Here is a 15,782-nt window from a genome sequence, read left to right on the forward strand (position 1 = left end):
ATAGCGATCGCAACACCTGTAATCGCTAATCAAGTAGAACTAGCCCTTTCAAGGTGGGTAAAAATCTTCCAAAAATTGCCGAATTTAGGTCTTTTCACCTTTGTGTCTTAGTGTCTACCCTGCGGGTAGGCGCGTAGCGACTTCTGCAAAGCCGCTAGCGCGTCTATGTACTCTGTCAACTTGACTTTTAAAATTTGCATTTTTTTACAAAATATCCTTGTCTTTTTTCTTTATCTGTGTAACACTACTATCAATTAAATACGGTTTGTCTACCAACTTGCAGTATTTTCTTTCAAAAGAAATCAATAAAGCATACAAGCTCGTTTGCTAAATTAGGCTTTTGTTTAACAAACACATAGTTTACAAAGGAGAAAAATGTCATCCTACATCCAGAATCCAGAGGAGATAATACGACCAAGCATCAACAACCAACCATTAACAACCAACCATTAACAACCAACCATTAACAACCAACCGTTAACCAACTATGGTGCAGCTATTACTTAAAGAAGAATCTAAAGATTGGATTGCGATCGCTTCTTCAGTATCTGCGGATCTGACTACCACAGCAGTAGAAAGAGATAGCAAAGCTGGACTCCCAGATGTAGAAATCCAACTACTACGAGAAAGTGGTTTGTTACCTTTAGTAGTACCAAAAGAATACGGTGGGACTGGTGCAACTTGGATCGAAGCTTTAAAAATTGTTCAAGAACTCTCGAAAGCAGATGGTTCCATTGGACAGTTGTATGGAAATCACCTAAATTTAGTAGCTTTGGGTCATGTTTCTGGCACAAGTGAGCAAAAACAAAGATACTATCGCCAAACTGCCGAACATAATTTATTCTGGGCAAATGCGATCAACACACGCGATACTAGATTGAAAATTACCCCAGATGGTGAGCATTTCCGTGTTAATGGAATAAAAAGTTTTGGTACGGGTGTTGCGCTCGCAGATTTGCGTGTCTTTTCTGCTCTTCAAGATGGTGTAGAAGTACCTTGGATATTTATCATTCCTCAAGACAGGACTGGTGTCGTTTCTAACCAAGATTGGGACAATATTGGTCAGCGACGGACTGATAGCGACACCTTTATTTTTCACGATGTTTTGGTAAAAAAAGATGAAGTCCTTGGATATCCTTATCCTCCTGATAGCGCTTTTGCTACATTTTTGGGAATCATCGCTCAATTAACCAAAACTTACGTGTATTTGGGTATTGTGGAAGGGGCGCTAGTAGCAGCTAAAGAATATACCATCAATCAAACAAAACCGTGGATTACATCTGGGGTAGATAGTGCGAAAAAAGACCCATATATTCTGTATCATTACGGTGAACTGTGGACAGAACTACAAGCAGCTATTGCATTGAGCGATCGCACCCTTAGCCAAGTTCAACAAGCGTGGGAAAAAGAAGCTAACCTAACTATTAAAGAAAGAGGAGAAGTCGCGATCGCAGTCTTCACCGCTAAAACCTTTGCTACTCGTATCGGGTTAAATATCACCAACCGTATCTTTGAAGTTATGGGAACCCGTTCTACAGCTAGCAAATATGGCTTTGATCGTTACTGGCGGGATTTGCGTACCTTTACCCTCCATGATCCTGTAGATTACAAGTTGCGCGATATCGGTAATTGGGTACTCAATCAAGAATTACCTCTAGTAACTCAATATTCTTAAATTCAGTTAGGGACTCTCAAATCAAACTGATCACTGAAAATATTTCACAAGTTTTAGCCACAGTAGCCTCCTCTCAATTTAAGGTGGGAATTTACCCACCTTATTTCCTTTGCTATTGAATTAACCAAGGCGTTCTGATCGAAGATAATAGCATTATTTACCTGGATAATTATCTAAAGATAGCTTGTCATTCCATATTTCAAGAGCAGATTACTAAGTAGGAATATTTTTTCTGTAAACTATTTTACTATTTAAGCAAATAATTTTATTATGAATTGCTCAAATAGTAACAAAAGATAAAGGTAGGTAATAACCTACTGTTTTTATGTCATATAATACATTTTGACCACGGTAGCTTGGCCAAGATACCGTAGTTTTATGGAGAAAGTTTGATGAGTAAATCGCAACATCCAGTAAAGTTAGGAGCTTATCACATTGCTCAAATACAAAATTATATTGTGACAGCTTGGCAGGCTGTACAGCTTTGGTATCAAGGAATATTTAAAAGGCGATCGCAATGGCAATCTGTACAAAGATTTGCGTGTTTATTTTTAGTAGGTATAGTCTTAAGTATGGCAGTTGCTGCCTGTTCAGGAAGCAGTTCAGCTATCAAACCTGATATCAAGCTCAGGCTCGTTTCCTACTCTGTAACCAAAGCTGCTCATGATCAAATTATTCCTAAATTTGTTGAAAAATGGAAAAAAGAACACAATCAAAACGTCACATTTGAACAGAGTTATGGAGGTTCTGGTGCTCAAACTGCTGCTGTCATTTCAGGTACTCAAGAAGCAGATATAGTACACTTGGCACTTTCTTTAGATGTGAATAAAATTCAGCAAGCAGGTTTGATTAAATCAGGTTGGGAAATCAAAGCTCCAAGAAATGGTGTTGTCACTAGATCCGTAGCTACAATAGTAACCCGTGAAGGCAACCCCAAAGGCATCAAGACTTGGGAAGACTTAGCAAAAAATGACGTGAAACTAATTGCTGCAAATCCAAAAACTTCTGGTATTGCTATCTGGGAATTCTTGGCTTTGTGGGGATCGGTAACTCAAACAGGAGGTGACGAAGCGACAGCACTAGATTATGTCACCAGAGTTTATAAAAACACGTCTGTATTAACAAAAGATGCTCGTGAAGCTAGTGATTTATTTTTCCAAAAAGGTCAGGGAGATGTCTTAATTAACTACGAGAATGAGGTAATTTTAGCGGAACAGAATGGAGCAAAATTACCTTACGTAGTACCACAAGTAAATATTTCCATTGATAATCCTGTAACTGTAGTTGATAAATACGTTGATCAGCACGGTACAAGAGAAGTTGCACAAGCATTTGTTGATTTTCTTTACTCTACAGAAGCTCAACAAGAATTTGCCAAATTAGGATATCGTTCTGTTAATCCTACCGTTAGTCAAAAAGTGGTCAAACAATATCCTCAAATCAAAACTTTATTCACAGTTCTAGATTTAGGTGGCTGGAATAATATCCAGAAAAAGTTTTTTGGAGATGGAGCAATTTTTGATCAAGTTCAAGCTGTCCAGAAAGCATGAAGGTAGAGTAAACATCGAACAAATTTGTTTAAGAAATTAGAATAGCAGAATATTTAGTCTATGAGCCTTTGTAAGCGATTTCAGGGTAGATTTTTCCTCGCATTTTTGATGCTTGTTAGCTATAGTGTCACTGGTTGCGATCGCACCCAGGAAGAAAAAAGCCAAGTGAGTATTGATGGTGCAGCAGTGGGTTTTCCTATTTCTCTAGCAGTTGCAGAAGAATACGGAAAAGTTAAACCAGAAGCTAAAGTTAGCGTTGCTTCAAGTGGTACTGGCGGTGGAATTAGTAAGTTTTGTGCCGGCGACATTGATATTGTTGGTGCTTCTCGTACCATTAAAGATGAAGAAATCACTAGGTGTAAAACTAAGAATATCGAATTTATTGAATTGCCTATAGCCTTAGATGGAATTGCTGTAATTGCTAATTCTCAAAATAACTTTGCTAAATGTCTAACTATTAAAGAACTAGACAAGATGTGGAGTGCTAAATCAGATAGTACAGTATTGAGTTGGAATCAAATTAATTCCAAATTTCCTGACAAACCACTCAAACTTTATGCTCCTGCTTCTGATACGGGAACGTTTGATTATTTTACCCAAGCTATTACCAAAAAAGCCAAAAATGGTCGTACAGACTACACTCCTAGCCACAATCAAAATCTCCTTGTTCAAGGAGTTGCAGGTGAAGCGTCTGCTTTAGGATATGTCGGGATATCTTACTATATTCAAAATCAAGACAAACTAAATTTAGTTGCTGTCAAAAGCCCGACAGGAAAGTGTGAAAAACCAGTTCCCATAGATAATGTTGTTAAAAATATCTATACACCATTGTCTCGTCCCCTTTTCATTTATGTCAGTAAAAAGTCCATGGATACCAAGCCAGCAGTAAAAGAATTTGTGGATTTTTATCTAGAAAATTCTTGGAAGTGGGTAGATAGCGTTGGTTATGTAGCACTACCAGATGAAGCTTACGTCAAAACTAAACAAAAATTTGCTGCTGGTGAAACTGGCACAAAATTCAAAAAAGCAAAACCAGGTCAACCAATCACAAACTTTATCTAGAAAACAGAAGGTATATCAAAAACTTCAAATTTCATAGGTAAGTAGGCGCAAATAAATTGCTTTTAATTCCCCACTCCTAACCCCCTATTTGGAAAAATGGGTGCTGTGGGACCAATTCAAAATCCATAGGGAAGCCGCAAGGCGTCTATGGATGGCTTCTTGTTCACTTAGTCTTCCCCGCAGGGGTAGAGTAATCTAAAATCTAAAATCGGATGACAAGCATCAATTCTCAAAACGGTTTTGATCACAACTCCAAACAATCACTAGAGAAAAAAGCATCTGAAGATATCCAGGACAAAATTGTTGCAACAATTTTATTCTGTTGTGCTTTAGTTTCGGTGCTGACTACTTTTGGAATTATCGTAATTATCTTTCAAGTAGCATTTGAGTTTTTCCAAAAAGTTTCCCTCGCTCAATTCTTTCTTGACACTAGATGGACACCTCTATTTGCAAAACAGCATTTTGGCATTTGGCCTCTGATTAATGGCACTTTTTTGACTACTGCTATTGCAATGGCAGTTGCTATTCCTTTGGGTTTATCTTCTGCTATTTACTTAAGTGAATATGCTCAACCAAAAGTAGCCGCAGTTTTACGCCCAGCCGTAGAACTTTTAGCAGGAATACCCACAGTAGTCTATGGTTACTTTGCATTGTTATTTGTCACACCATTACTGCGGAACTTGATCCCCCTAGAAATTTTCAATGCTTTGAGCGCGGGGTTGATGATGGGGATCATGATTACTCCTACAGTTGGTTCTATCAGCTTAGATGCGATTCGCTCAGTTCCACGTTCTTTGCGAGAAGGGGCTTACGCTTTGGGGATAACCAAACTGGAATCAATTTTTAAAGTAGTTCTCCCAGCTGCTCTTTCTGGAATTACAGCCTCGATTATTTTAGGTATTTCTCGTGCTGTTGGTGAAACTATGACTGTTCTCATCGCCGCTGGACAACAGCCAAAACTGACTGTTAATTTTGCAGAGTCAGTAGAAACGATGACAGCTTACATGGCCCAAATTTCTGGTGGTGATAGTCCTCGTGGTAGTCTCAATTTCCAGACTTTATATGCTGTAGGTGCTGTTTTGTTTCTGATTACCTTAATTTTGAACATTGTTAGTTACTGGATTTCTAATCGCTTTAAAGAAAAATACGAGTAAATAGGCATGGCTACAATTTATCCAAGAGATGATTCTCAAATTACTGCAACAGATTTTACTGATAATGTTGACAAAAGAGAACAAATAGGAAAAATATTTGAAATACTTTTTTTGTTAGGATTGCTAATAGGTTTATTTGTTTTGGCGTTGCTACTTTTTGATGTCTTAAAAGATGGATTAGGTAGATTTTTGACACCTGGCTTTCTGAACGAAACTCCATCCCGCTTTCCCGAACAAGGTGGTATTCGTCCTGCTATTGTTAGTAGCATTCTTTTAGGAATTGTGGTAATTTTGATAACTGTACCTATTGGTGTAGGGGCAGCTTTATATCTCGAAGAATATGCACCCAAAACTTGGTGGTCAGCAATCATTGAAATTAATATCAGTAACCTAGCAGGAGTACCTTCTATTGTTTATGGATTATTGGGTTTAGGAGTTTTCAATTATTTACTTGGGTTTGGTCCTACTTTGATTTCTGGAGCATTGACTTTATCTTTGTTGTCTTTACCAGTCATTATTGTGACAGCAACAGAAGCAATTCGCGCAGTTCCAGATTCGCTCAGATTTGCTTCTTATGGTTTAGGTGTAACGAAATGGCAAACAATTAGCAATCATGTCTTACCTTATGCTGTTCCAGGTATTCTTACAGGAGTGATTATTTCTGTATCCCGTGCTATTGGTGATGCCGCATCTTTGATTGTAGTAGGTGCTGTGGCTTTCCTTACCTTTGACCCTGGTTTGTTCCAAAGATTTATGGCATTACCAATTCAAATTTACAGTTACATCACTCGTCCAGAACCAGGTTTTGAAAATGCAGCAGCAGCAACAATTATTGTTTTAATACTCTTGGTTCTGGTGTTAAATGGTTTAGCAATTTATATTCGGCAACGCTTTTATCATTAGGTATGGGTAAAAGGGTAAAAAAACAGTTAAGTTTGGCGAGAATAAACAAACAGAACGTGACTTACGAAATGTAAATTCTATTGCAACCCTTAGCAGCGCTGTTAGATTTATTTGTGCCGATATAGTTCCTTAGATAATGAGAAATATCTCGATCCAGTTTTGATAAATAATTTAGGGATCAATGAAGATGACTTATCACAACAGTAAGAGTAAATTAGACACCACATTTCACCAACAAGATCATGCTGTGTTTGATGTTGAAGGTGTGAAGGTCTATTATGGTGGCTTTTTGGCTCTTTTGGATGTCTATCTGAGAATTCCTCAAAAACAAATAACTGCTTTTATTGGTCCTTCAGGATGTGGCAAAAGTACTCTTCTACGTTGCTTCAATCGCATGAATGATTTAATTCCTGGAGCTAAGGTAGATGGTAGACTGATTTATCGCGATCGCAATATTTACGATTCCAAAATCAATTCTGTAAAATTACGCCGACAAGTGGGAATGGTTTTTCAAAGACCAAATCCTTTTCCCAAATCAATCTATGAAAATATTGCTTTTGGACCACGTGCTAATGGTTACAAAGGTAATATTGATGAATTAGTGGAAAATTCCCTCAAACGGGCTGCGATTTGGGATGAAGTCAAAGACAAACTCAAACAAAAGGGTACAGCTTTATCTGGCGGACAACAACAACGGCTTTGCATTGCACGAGCGATCGCTATGAAGCCAGATGTATTATTAATGGATGAACCATGTTCTGCTCTTGATCCTATTTCTACTCGTCAAGTTGAAGAACTCTGTTTAGAACTCAAAGAACAATACACCATCATCATGGTGACTCACAATATGCAACAAGCTTCCAGAGTTGCAGATTGGACAGCATTTTTCAACACAGAAATTGACAAGTATGGTAAACGTCGCGGGAAATTAGTCGAGTTCAGCCGTACAGAAGAAATGTTTAATTCCCCTAAAACTGTAGAAGCTATGGAATATATCAGTGGACGCTTTGGTTAAAAAGCTATATTTCCTTTTAGTATCTTAGTGTCTTGGTAAGTCCACTTACCGCTCTTAAGGGTTTATCTTTTGCAGGACTTACGCAAAACATAACGCGCATTTGCGGTAATTCATGAATTACCGCTACGCAAGAATAAGGTTTTCGGTCACATCTTGCGTAAGTCTTGTTTTGAAGATAATCAGATTTTTAATTACGGTAGGCTAATAAGTTTACCGTATTTTTTTGCCAAGGTATTGCTTGATCAAAGTTATGTGTGTAATACTTTAAAAGTAAAAATAATACGGTAAACCGATAGATTTATCGTAAATAAAGCTTTAACAAGTTTTTGTACTAATCCTCAATAGATATCATGCAGCTACTTTGGTTTATTCCAACTCACGGCGAAGGGCGATATCTTGGTACTGCCATTGGCGGGCGGGCGGTCAATTTTGATTACTGGCGGCAGATTGCCCAAGCAGTAGATCATCTAGGTTTTACAGGGGCATTATTACCAACAGGTCGTTATTGTGAAGATGCTTGGATTTTGGCATCAACTCTGGTGACACACACCAAACAGATGAAATTTTTGGTGGCGATTCGTCCAGGATTGATGTCACCAGGAGTCGCAGCACGGATGGCAGCAACTTTTGATCGGATTTCTGGTGGCAGGTTGCTGATTAATGTCGTGACTGGTGGTGATCCGGTGGAATTGGCGGGGGATGGTTTGCATCTTTCCCATGACGATCGCTACGAATTAACAGATGAATTTTTGACGGTGTGGCGGCAGATTGCAGCAGGGGAAATTAGTGACTTTCAAGGAGATTATCTTAATATTCAAGGTGGTAAGCTGCTATTTCCACCAGTGCAGAAACCTCATCCACCACTGTGGTTTGGCGGTTCTTCACCCATTGCCCAGCGGATTGCAGCTAAACATGTAGATGCGTATTTAACTTGGGGTGAATCACCACAACAAGTTCGCGAAAAGATTGCTTCAGTGCGCCAACTAGCAGAAGCCGAAGGCAGAACTTTGCGCTTTGGCATTCGTCTCCACGTGATTGTCAGGGAAACAGAAAGCCAAGCATGGGATGCAGCCAATGATTTAATTCGCTATGTAGATGAGCAGGCGATCGCCAACGCCCAACAAGCTTACTTACGCATGGACTCGGAAGGACAACGCCGAATGCAACAATTACATAACGGCAGTCGGCAAGCTTTAGAAATCAGTCCAAATTTGTGGGCAGGAATTGGTTTAGTGCGGGGTGGCGCAGGGACTGCTTTAGTCGGTGATCCTGATACTGTTGCCAAGAGAATGCTGGAGTATACCGAGTTGGGTATTGACACTTTTATCTTTTCTGGGTATCCTCACTTAGAAGAAGCATATCGAGTAGCAGAATTACTATTCCCACTTTTACCTCTAGAGAATCAACAAACTTTGGAACCACAAGTATTAAGCCCCTTTGGCGAGATTGTGGCTCATCAAGAATTCCCCCAACAGCAGGTTAAGAAAAAGACTATTGCAACTGTAGATTAAATTTGCATAGTTTAACACCACAGGATGAAAAACTCCAAAAACAAAACGTGTGTGCTAGACAATTAACCCAAAGTATCCGTACAGCCAGAAATGGTCGAGGCGGGTAGGACTGTTTGAACCAGTCAAAGCCCCTTTGGGGCAAGACAACCTTACGCAGTGTGGCTTTAGCCCACGAAGTAACATCCGTTCAGAATCCTGGTTTTTCAAATCCAGGAGAGTTCAACTTTTCACTCTTTTGTTACAAAATATCTGACTAAAGGATTGGGTTTTGTAGCCGAGTCAGGAGGGTGACTTCCTGGCTTAGCCATCCAACTAGCCTACTAAAGAAGGATGCAGGAAAAAAGCAGTAGATAGCATAGCATAAGTTATTAAAAGTAATATTCCTTCCAGCCAGTTAGCGCGTCTGTCGGTTTTGACAGAGTTCGTCATTAAGACTGCAATGCCTAACCCCAAAACTGTAAAGTTATCAAAATCCAAGTTCATTGGTTTACCCATAATCAAACCAGCAAAAACTAAAATAGGAGTCACAAACATTGCAATCTGTAAGCTGGAACCGATCGCGACTGAGGACGCTAACTCGACCTTATTTTTGGTACCGCAAATACCGCAGGTAATGATTTCGACTGCTGCTCCAAACATAGGAATAAGAATGACTCCAGTAAAAAGCTCTGTCAAACCTGTGGTGGCGATCGCTTCTCCTAAACTACTTACAAGTACTTCAGAGACAAATAGTAGAACTATTGTTGTTCCCAAAAGTAGTCCTATATGGAGCTTTAATTTATACAATCCTCTAGCTTCACTGCCGTAGCTTTCAGGTTCAGCATCTTCATCTAATCCATAAAGATAACTGTGGGTTTTCATTGAGAACAACAGCATCAAAATGTAACAGATGAGCATGAGTGCTGATGCAATATAGGAAAAATCATTCGTTGTTTCTAGGTGTAAAGAAATAGAAGTCAACTCAATTGCAGTCGGTGCTAGCAAGAAAACAACCACCAAGTTAAGCAGAGAGGCATTAACCCGAGCAACAGTACCAAGGTTTTCTGCATTCAATTGAAAAGGTTGCTTCGGCATATGCAATCCACCTAAGAAGAGAGCAAAACCCAAACCTAATAATAGATTTGCGATCATTGATCCCATCAAACTAGCTTTGACTACTTCTATAAGTCCAGCTTGCAGGGCAACTACAGAAACAATCATTTCAGTCGCATTGCCAAAGGTTGCATTGAGTAAACCGCCAAAGGTGGGGCCAATACGAGTAGAAATCGCTTCTGTAAAGTTGGCAATCCAGGCTGCTAAGGGGATAATTGCCAAACCCGCCATGATAAAGACAATCAATGGATTGACATCCAGTTTGCTCAAAATCAGGCAGATGGGTACAAAAATCAGCATCCGTAAAAGTAGTGCATCTTTACGGGACATGAAGCGATTGGTTGAGCTCAATGTCTCTTGATTAGATTTAGTGACTGACATATATTACTCTAAAGTTTTATTGTTTGACCAACAAGAGGGTCTAAGAGTGCAAGAGGAAGAATTAGATTTGATTTCAACAAACGAGTCAGAAGCGTTAGTGCTAATTCCTCTACACTCTCACACCCCTAGTTTTTTAATTTTTCCCAATCTAAAAAATCCTGTAACAGAAGCAGCATCTCAAGATAATATACAAACACTATGGGGATAATATTTGATTTTTGAATTAAAAAGTATTTACTAATTGACTTTCTTTAAGATTTTCAACTTTAGTTGAAGTTGAAGATTGCACTATTAGTATTGAACAAGGTGCATGATGAGTGACATAGTTGCTAACACTACCCAAAATCAATTCACTAAGTCCAGAAATTCCCCGACGTCCCATTATGATTAAATCCGCTTCCCAAGTTTTAGCTGTTTCGCAAATAATGCGGCTAGGACTACCTAAACTTTGAGAATACTCAGTTGGTACGCCAGCTGCAATTGCTTGATTTGCAAAAGATTTGAGTAGATCCAAACCGGGCTTCTCAAACTTTTCCCAGTGTTTCTTACTTTCTGGAGTATTCATTAATAACAATATACCGGGGGTATCTTTGTCGTCCAAAGATAGAACATGTAGTAGCCTCAGGTTTGCCCTAGTTACTTTTGCTAGGTCGAGTGCTTCCTGAAAAAGGCACTTACCAACGGTGTCAGAACTAGCAATCGGAACCAATATTCTGTGTAGCATAATAATCTCCCAAGTTATGAAATATAAAAGGGAACGGAGAACAGGGAATAGGGAATGGGCTTGAAACTTTTACCCATGACCAATGGCTAATGACGACAGTTTTATTTATGGCGATCTACTTAGCACTATTGATTGCTATGTTGTTTGTATGGTTAATACCGAACATGGTGCGTAGTGCATTACGTAGTTGCTAACACTTCCCAAAACTAGGTCTTGCAGAGGAGACATTCCTTGATGTCCAACTACAATTAGGTCAGCCTTCCAAGATTTAGCAAGCTTGCAGATAGTGGAGGGAGCAGATCCAGGAATTTGAGTGAAACCAGTACTAACACCTGTGTAAGCGGCAATATTCTGACGGGTTTGTAATAGTTCTAGTCCCTTTTTACTGTACTCTTCCCATTTATCTAAATGTTCATCTAGATTTTTGACATTTGGATAGCCAATCTCTAAATCCGACAAAACATGTAGTAGCATCAAACGTGCCTGGGTTACTTTAGCAATAGACAGTGCTTCTTCAAAGACATACTGACTCATTGCTGAATGATCTAACGCCACTAAAATTCTTTGGAACATACAAATATTTGATTAAGCTCATTCTTTTCTAGGTATGAGTTCATTGCAAATTTGCAATTGCAGGGTTCTAAGTTGATTTTGCTAAACTCATTGTTTGCTATATATGAGTTCATTTTGAATATAAAACTGTAGAATCCTAATTTAGCTTGATCAAGCTTATTGTTTTCAGAGTGTAAGTTCATTCTTAGATCCTATAAGTAGGGTCAATCCAAAATCTAAAATCCAAAATTGTTTTATACGAGAAAGGGACACCCTATGGATATCCCATGCTCTCTCTAGCTAAACTAAACTCTCAGCAGGTGATTGTGTTCCGTAGATTACGGAATCAACTACATAGAAAGACTTAGTTGTTGGTTCGTATGCCCAAGCAACATCTTCTGGGTCTTGGATTCTGCTCCACTCAATGAAACCAGGTCTAGAACGATGACGTGTTAGTGATTGCGGAGATAATCCTAAACGTTTTGCTAATTCACTTTGCTTTAGTTGTACTGTCTTATTTTCAGAAGGTTTTGCAGCCTTAACTGTGGTTGGTTGGCTCTTGACTTGAGAACCATTTACTCCGTTTAAAGTGATGGCAGCATTTTCCTGATAAACATTGCCATTGCTATTTTCGTAGTTACTATGTCCGTTTGCTCCATTTAGAGCGATCGCAGCATTTTCTTTATGACCATTGCTATTTTCAGAGTTGCTATGTCCGTTGGTATTAGCTAGCTTGTCTTTCACCTCAGATTGCAATTGAGAAGAAACAAGAACCTCTTCAACTTTCACATCATAGGTTGGTAAAACTTGGTTAGATGTGGATGTGGGTTGATGCTGCTGAAGCCGATCTTCTTCTTGGGCTATTTCGGCAGCACTGAGTGTATGTCCTAATGGAGTGACATCACCCGGCCCCATGAGTGGACGCAGACCGTTGAGTTCTGCCAAAATAGCAGTACCATTATTAATGACGACTGCCAAAATTGGATCGAGAGCAAAGAAAATGCCTGAAAGTAGAGCGCCGAGGTTAGGAATTGCCACAATCGCTGTATTCTGCCAGATAATATCCATTGCTTGGCGAGCACATTTAATTGCCATGATTAAGCCGCGTAGGTCGTCTTCCATCAACACCACATCAGCGGTTTCTCGTGCAATATCTGTTGCACCCGCAAAGGAGATGGAAACATCGGCGTATGCTAAAGCTGCTGAGTCGTTGATGCCGTCTCCGCAGAAAGCAACGGTTTTACCACTGTCGTGCAATCCTTTGACGACTTCGACTTTTTTCTCTGGGAAAGCTTCTGCATAGATGTTATCAGGATTCATGCCCAAGTTGCCTGCGATCGCTCTGGCGACTCGTGTGACATCGCCGCTTAACATATAAGCATTGATGCCCATTTCCTTTAGTTCCTTGATCACTGCCTTACTTTCTTCCCGTGGTGGATCACTATAGCGAATCACACCTATAAGTTTGCCATCACCTGCCACATATACCAGAGATTGTCCTCCAGACTTGGCATCTGGATAACAGCGATCATATTCATTTAGATCGACGTTTTCCTGAGTCATGAACCGGGGACTACCGACAATGATCTGCATTCCATCGATTTTTGCTGCTGCACCCAGACCAACTTTGTACTCCCACTCTTCACATTCCTTGAAAACAAGTCCCTTGTCTCTGGCATTGTGAACTATCGCTTCAGCAATGGGGTGAGTCAGCCCTTGTTCAGCAGTAGCAGCTAGACACAATACCTCATCCTTGGTGAAACGGTCATCCATGATATCAATGTCATTGACACCTGCATGTCCGATGGTCAATGTTCCTGTCTTGTCAAAGACAACGGTGTCGATGGTTGCCAAGATTTCAATAGCTCGACCACTGCGGATGAGGACGCCATTACGAGCGGCGTAAGTAAGTACAGAGAGGATGGTTGTGGGGACGGAAACGCGAATGCCAGTACCAAAGTCTAGTGTCAACAGAGCAACAGCCCGATTCATATTGGCTGAAGCAAGTCCAACACCACCAGCAATTAACAAGGTAGGTAGCACAAACTGATTTGCCACCGTCGCCGCATAGTTTTCTACGCGGGTATCATGTACGGGAGCAGCTTGCATCAAGTTGACAATCACACCAGCACGGGTGTTGTTGCCAGTCCGCTCTGCCAATATCATCAAATTACCATCCACTAGCAGTGTTGAGGCAAACACCTCATCACCTTCTCGACGAGCCACAGGAACCGATTCTCCAGTCAACTTACACTGGTCAAGAATACCAGTACCCGTCAAGATGATGCCGTCAACGGGAACCTGATCGCCGGGGTACACCAGGACATGATCACCTGGTACCACATCTTTTGTGTCGATTTCTACTTCCTGACCATCGCGAATGACGATGGTGGTTTTATTCAAACAAGACATCAAGTCGAGATTTGCCCGTTCACTACCGCGAGCAGTCATATCCCGAACCGCTTCACCGCCTTCCACTAAACCCAACATAAACGAAGGTGCAAAGTAGTGTCCTTGGAGGGTATGTAAGGAGATTGCCAAACCATCAAGGAAATCAATAGTCAGTTGACGGTCTTGTTGAATTGCTTCCCATGCTCGTTTAAAGACTGGCATGGCACCAATAAATACAACACCTGCAATCACAAAACTAGGGATTGGCAAGCCGGCCAGTGCTCCTACACTCAACACCAAACCAGCAATCGGAAATCCTAATCGTTCTACAAAGTCAACCTCATTATCAGCTTTTTTCTCTTCATCTTCTCCTGTCCATCCAAGGGGAACTTCAACCTCAGATGCTCGTTGAATAGCAGTGAATAGCTTTTCTTGAACTATGGCAATGGCAGTTGCAGTTGATTGATGTTTGTAACCGACTATTAGGGAACTAGCTGGGGCGTTGATTTCGATTTCCGTCACAAATTCAATTGTGTCAAGAACGTACTTAAGTTTGTTGGTGTATTCTTCATCTTCATGTAGCCGAGGAATTCGGATGCGAAAACGTCCTGGTATCCAATGCACAACCTGGTAATGGATATTTTCTGCCTGACTGGAGTGAGCCTCTACTGATATAACAAATCTATCCGCAACTGCTGTAACCGTCATAAAGCACTCCTAAATTGAGTTGTTGTCCGAGGTACAAATTTTAAGACAATAACTTGCTGTACATTTTTGCAAGTCTTTATAGCTTGTACCTACATATTCAGGAACCTTGAATTAGTTTCCTGAATAATCATGAATACATCAAAGTTTGGTGGGATTTTTAACCAAGCTTTGAACTATTAACTATTGAAAAATTTAAGTCATTTTTTAATTTAATTGACGTTTTTATTTTACGATAAAAGAAGTTGATGACTCTTTATAGTTAGACAATCATCTAATTACCAAAACCTAAGCAATATAGAAGTTTTAGCAACCTTCCTTTTTTGAGACGAGTTAAACAGTCGTCTCAGTAGTGAACCAACCATTTCACAAGAAATGATTTACGCGTAGAAGTGTGATGTGTGTTTCTACTTTTTAGATTATCTCTCATTAAATAAGAGTTTACATAAAAAATCAAATATAAAGATAGGAAGTTTTGTTAACTTTATTTTAAGTAATTCATCGATTTTAAAAGAAAATTTAAATTTAACACATTATGCTATGAATTAGTATAGTTTTTCTTATACAAGAAATTTGATTCCATATAGTAGTTATAGAAAGCATTAGAAACTATTTGCTGAGATTAGCAGATAAATGCTGGCAAAAATAGATTATTTCAAGATAAATATACTAATTTCTGAAAATATAATGATTTTTAAGATTTTTGTTCATACATAGTCGTAGGAAGGCAAGTTTTTCTGCACCTATAGTGTAATATTTCTCTTGCATAACTATTATTTTTTCTTATGCTCCAAGCGCTAAGTAGATCTCATATCTTGCAGCTAATACCAATTCCCAAAATGATTGATATAGATTGATAGAAGTCGGGTACAGACAGCAAGTGTCAATTCGATTTTCCAAAATCTAAAATGGTATAACTGGGTAAACACATAAAAAGCTAATAAAGAGCGCAAAATATTACAGTAGTTGAAAAAGTGTGATTAAATATATGTTTGTAGCTAAATAGACTAAGTAATTTATTTTTAATATTTATTTAGTTATAACCTTGCACTTACTTGATGTAAAAA

At 39.4% G+C, this 15,782-nt stretch carries 12 protein-coding genes; 8 read left to right on the forward strand and 4 right to left on the reverse strand.

From position 1 onward, the window contains the following. Positions 1 to 487 precede the first annotated feature (487 nt). The 7 genes from B4U84_RS26990 to ssuD all read left to right on the forward strand — a co-directional run bounded on the left by B4U84_RS26990 (position 488) and on the right by ssuD (position 8,870). A complete protein-coding gene (locus tag B4U84_RS26990; RefSeq protein ID WP_044446517.1) occupies positions 488 to 1,675 on the forward strand; it encodes an acyl-CoA dehydrogenase family protein in 1,188 nt (395 codons plus the stop codon). Positions 1,676 to 2,067: 392 nt separating this feature from the next. Continuing rightward, positions 2,068 to 3,225, forward strand: coding sequence for a sulfate ABC transporter substrate-binding protein (locus tag B4U84_RS26995; protein ID WP_044446515.1), 1,158 nt, complete (start codon positions 2,068 to 2,070; stop codon positions 3,223 to 3,225). A 60-nt stretch (positions 3,226 to 3,285) separates the two neighbouring features. Next, positions 3,286 to 4,287, forward strand: a complete 1,002-nt coding sequence (locus B4U84_RS27000; protein WP_044446514.1) for a PstS family phosphate ABC transporter substrate-binding protein — start codon at positions 3,286 to 3,288, stop codon at positions 4,285 to 4,287. Positions 4,288 to 4,499: 212 nt separating this feature from the next. Beyond that, the gene (gene pstC / locus B4U84_RS27005) at positions 4,500 to 5,441 is read left to right on the forward strand and encodes a phosphate ABC transporter permease subunit PstC (protein WP_044446512.1); all 942 of its coding nucleotides are present in this window, start codon (positions 4,500 to 4,502) and stop codon (positions 5,439 to 5,441) included. A gap of 6 nt (positions 5,442 to 5,447) precedes the next feature. Beyond that, entirely contained in the window at positions 5,448 to 6,344 is an 897-nt protein-coding gene (pstA, locus tag B4U84_RS27010) for a phosphate ABC transporter permease PstA (RefSeq protein ID WP_044446510.1), read from the forward strand. A 187-nt stretch (positions 6,345 to 6,531) separates the two neighbouring features. Further along, entirely contained in the window at positions 6,532 to 7,359 is an 828-nt protein-coding gene (pstB, locus tag B4U84_RS27015; RefSeq protein ID WP_044446509.1) for a phosphate ABC transporter ATP-binding protein PstB, read from the forward strand. 350 nt (positions 7,360 to 7,709) lie between these two features. Then, positions 7,710 to 8,870 carry an FMNH2-dependent alkanesulfonate monooxygenase gene (gene ssuD / locus B4U84_RS27020; protein ID WP_017308644.1) on the forward strand — a complete coding sequence of 387 codons (1,161 nt, stop codon included), beginning with the start codon at positions 7,710 to 7,712 and terminating at the stop codon, positions 8,868 to 8,870. A 312-nt stretch (positions 8,871 to 9,182) separates the two neighbouring features. Here the strand turns inward: ssuD and cax are convergent, their stop codons facing one another. Then, positions 9,183 to 10,292 (reverse strand): calcium/proton exchanger, encoded by a 1,110-nt coding sequence (gene cax / locus B4U84_RS27025; protein WP_044446574.1) that lies wholly within the window; start codon positions 10,290 to 10,292, stop codon positions 9,183 to 9,185. A 40-nt stretch (positions 10,293 to 10,332) separates the two neighbouring features. On the opposite strand from cax, the gene B4U84_RS27030 reads away from it, so the two are divergent. Next, on the forward strand, positions 10,333 to 10,551 hold the full coding sequence (locus B4U84_RS27030; RefSeq protein ID WP_131121236.1) for a hypothetical protein: 219 nt from the start codon (positions 10,333 to 10,335) through the stop codon (positions 10,549 to 10,551). Between the two features lie 15 nt (positions 10,552 to 10,566). Here the strand turns inward: B4U84_RS27030 and B4U84_RS27035 are convergent, their stop codons facing one another. The 3 genes from B4U84_RS27035 to B4U84_RS27050 form a co-directional block, all read right to left on the reverse strand. Continuing rightward, positions 10,567 to 11,067, reverse strand: a complete 501-nt coding sequence (locus tag B4U84_RS27035) for a universal stress protein (RefSeq protein ID WP_131121237.1) — start codon at positions 11,065 to 11,067, stop codon at positions 10,567 to 10,569. 135 nt (positions 11,068 to 11,202) lie between these two features. Further along, positions 11,203 to 11,640: a universal stress protein gene (locus B4U84_RS27040; RefSeq protein ID WP_044446506.1), complete on the reverse strand. Its 438-nt coding sequence runs from the start codon at positions 11,638 to 11,640 to the stop codon at positions 11,203 to 11,205. Positions 11,641 to 11,919: 279 nt separating this feature from the next. Beyond that, positions 11,920 to 14,718, reverse strand: coding sequence for a heavy metal translocating P-type ATPase (locus tag B4U84_RS27050; RefSeq protein ID WP_131121238.1), 2,799 nt, complete (start codon positions 14,716 to 14,718; stop codon positions 11,920 to 11,922). Positions 14,719 to 15,782: the final 1,064 nt, after the last annotated feature.

Source organism: Westiellopsis prolifica IICB1 (assembly GCF_004323185.1).
Lineage (GTDB): Bacteria > Cyanobacteriota > Cyanobacteriia > Cyanobacteriales > Nostocaceae > Pelatocladus > Pelatocladus prolificus_A.

What these genes read in the sequence shown, in the direction of transcription:
- B4U84_RS27050 (WP_131121238.1), bottom strand. Translation starts at nt 14,718, where the DNA reads ATGACGGTTACAGCAGTTGCGGATAGATTTGTTATATCAGTAGAGGCT.
- B4U84_RS27000 (WP_044446514.1), top strand. Translation starts at nt 3,286, where the DNA reads ATGAGCCTTTGTAAGCGATTTCAGGGTAGATTTTTCCTCGCATTTTTG.
- B4U84_RS27040 (WP_044446506.1), bottom strand. Translation starts at nt 11,640, where the DNA reads ATGTTCCAAAGAATTTTAGTGGCGTTAGATCATTCAGCAATGAGTCAG.
- pstC (WP_044446512.1), top strand. Translation starts at nt 4,500, where the DNA reads ATGACAAGCATCAATTCTCAAAACGGTTTTGATCACAACTCCAAACAA.
- B4U84_RS26995 (WP_044446515.1), top strand. Translation starts at nt 2,068, where the DNA reads ATGAGTAAATCGCAACATCCAGTAAAGTTAGGAGCTTATCACATTGCT.
- B4U84_RS27035 (WP_131121237.1), bottom strand. Translation starts at nt 11,067, where the DNA reads ATGCTACACAGAATATTGGTTCCGATTGCTAGTTCTGACACCGTTGGT.
- pstB (WP_044446509.1), top strand. Translation starts at nt 6,532, where the DNA reads ATGACTTATCACAACAGTAAGAGTAAATTAGACACCACATTTCACCAA.
- ssuD (WP_017308644.1), top strand. Translation starts at nt 7,710, where the DNA reads ATGCAGCTACTTTGGTTTATTCCAACTCACGGCGAAGGGCGATATCTT.
- pstA (WP_044446510.1), top strand. Translation starts at nt 5,448, where the DNA reads ATGGCTACAATTTATCCAAGAGATGATTCTCAAATTACTGCAACAGAT.
- cax (WP_044446574.1), bottom strand. Translation starts at nt 10,292, where the DNA reads ATGTCCCGTAAAGATGCACTACTTTTACGGATGCTGATTTTTGTACCC.
- B4U84_RS26990 (WP_044446517.1), top strand. Translation starts at nt 488, where the DNA reads ATGGTGCAGCTATTACTTAAAGAAGAATCTAAAGATTGGATTGCGATC.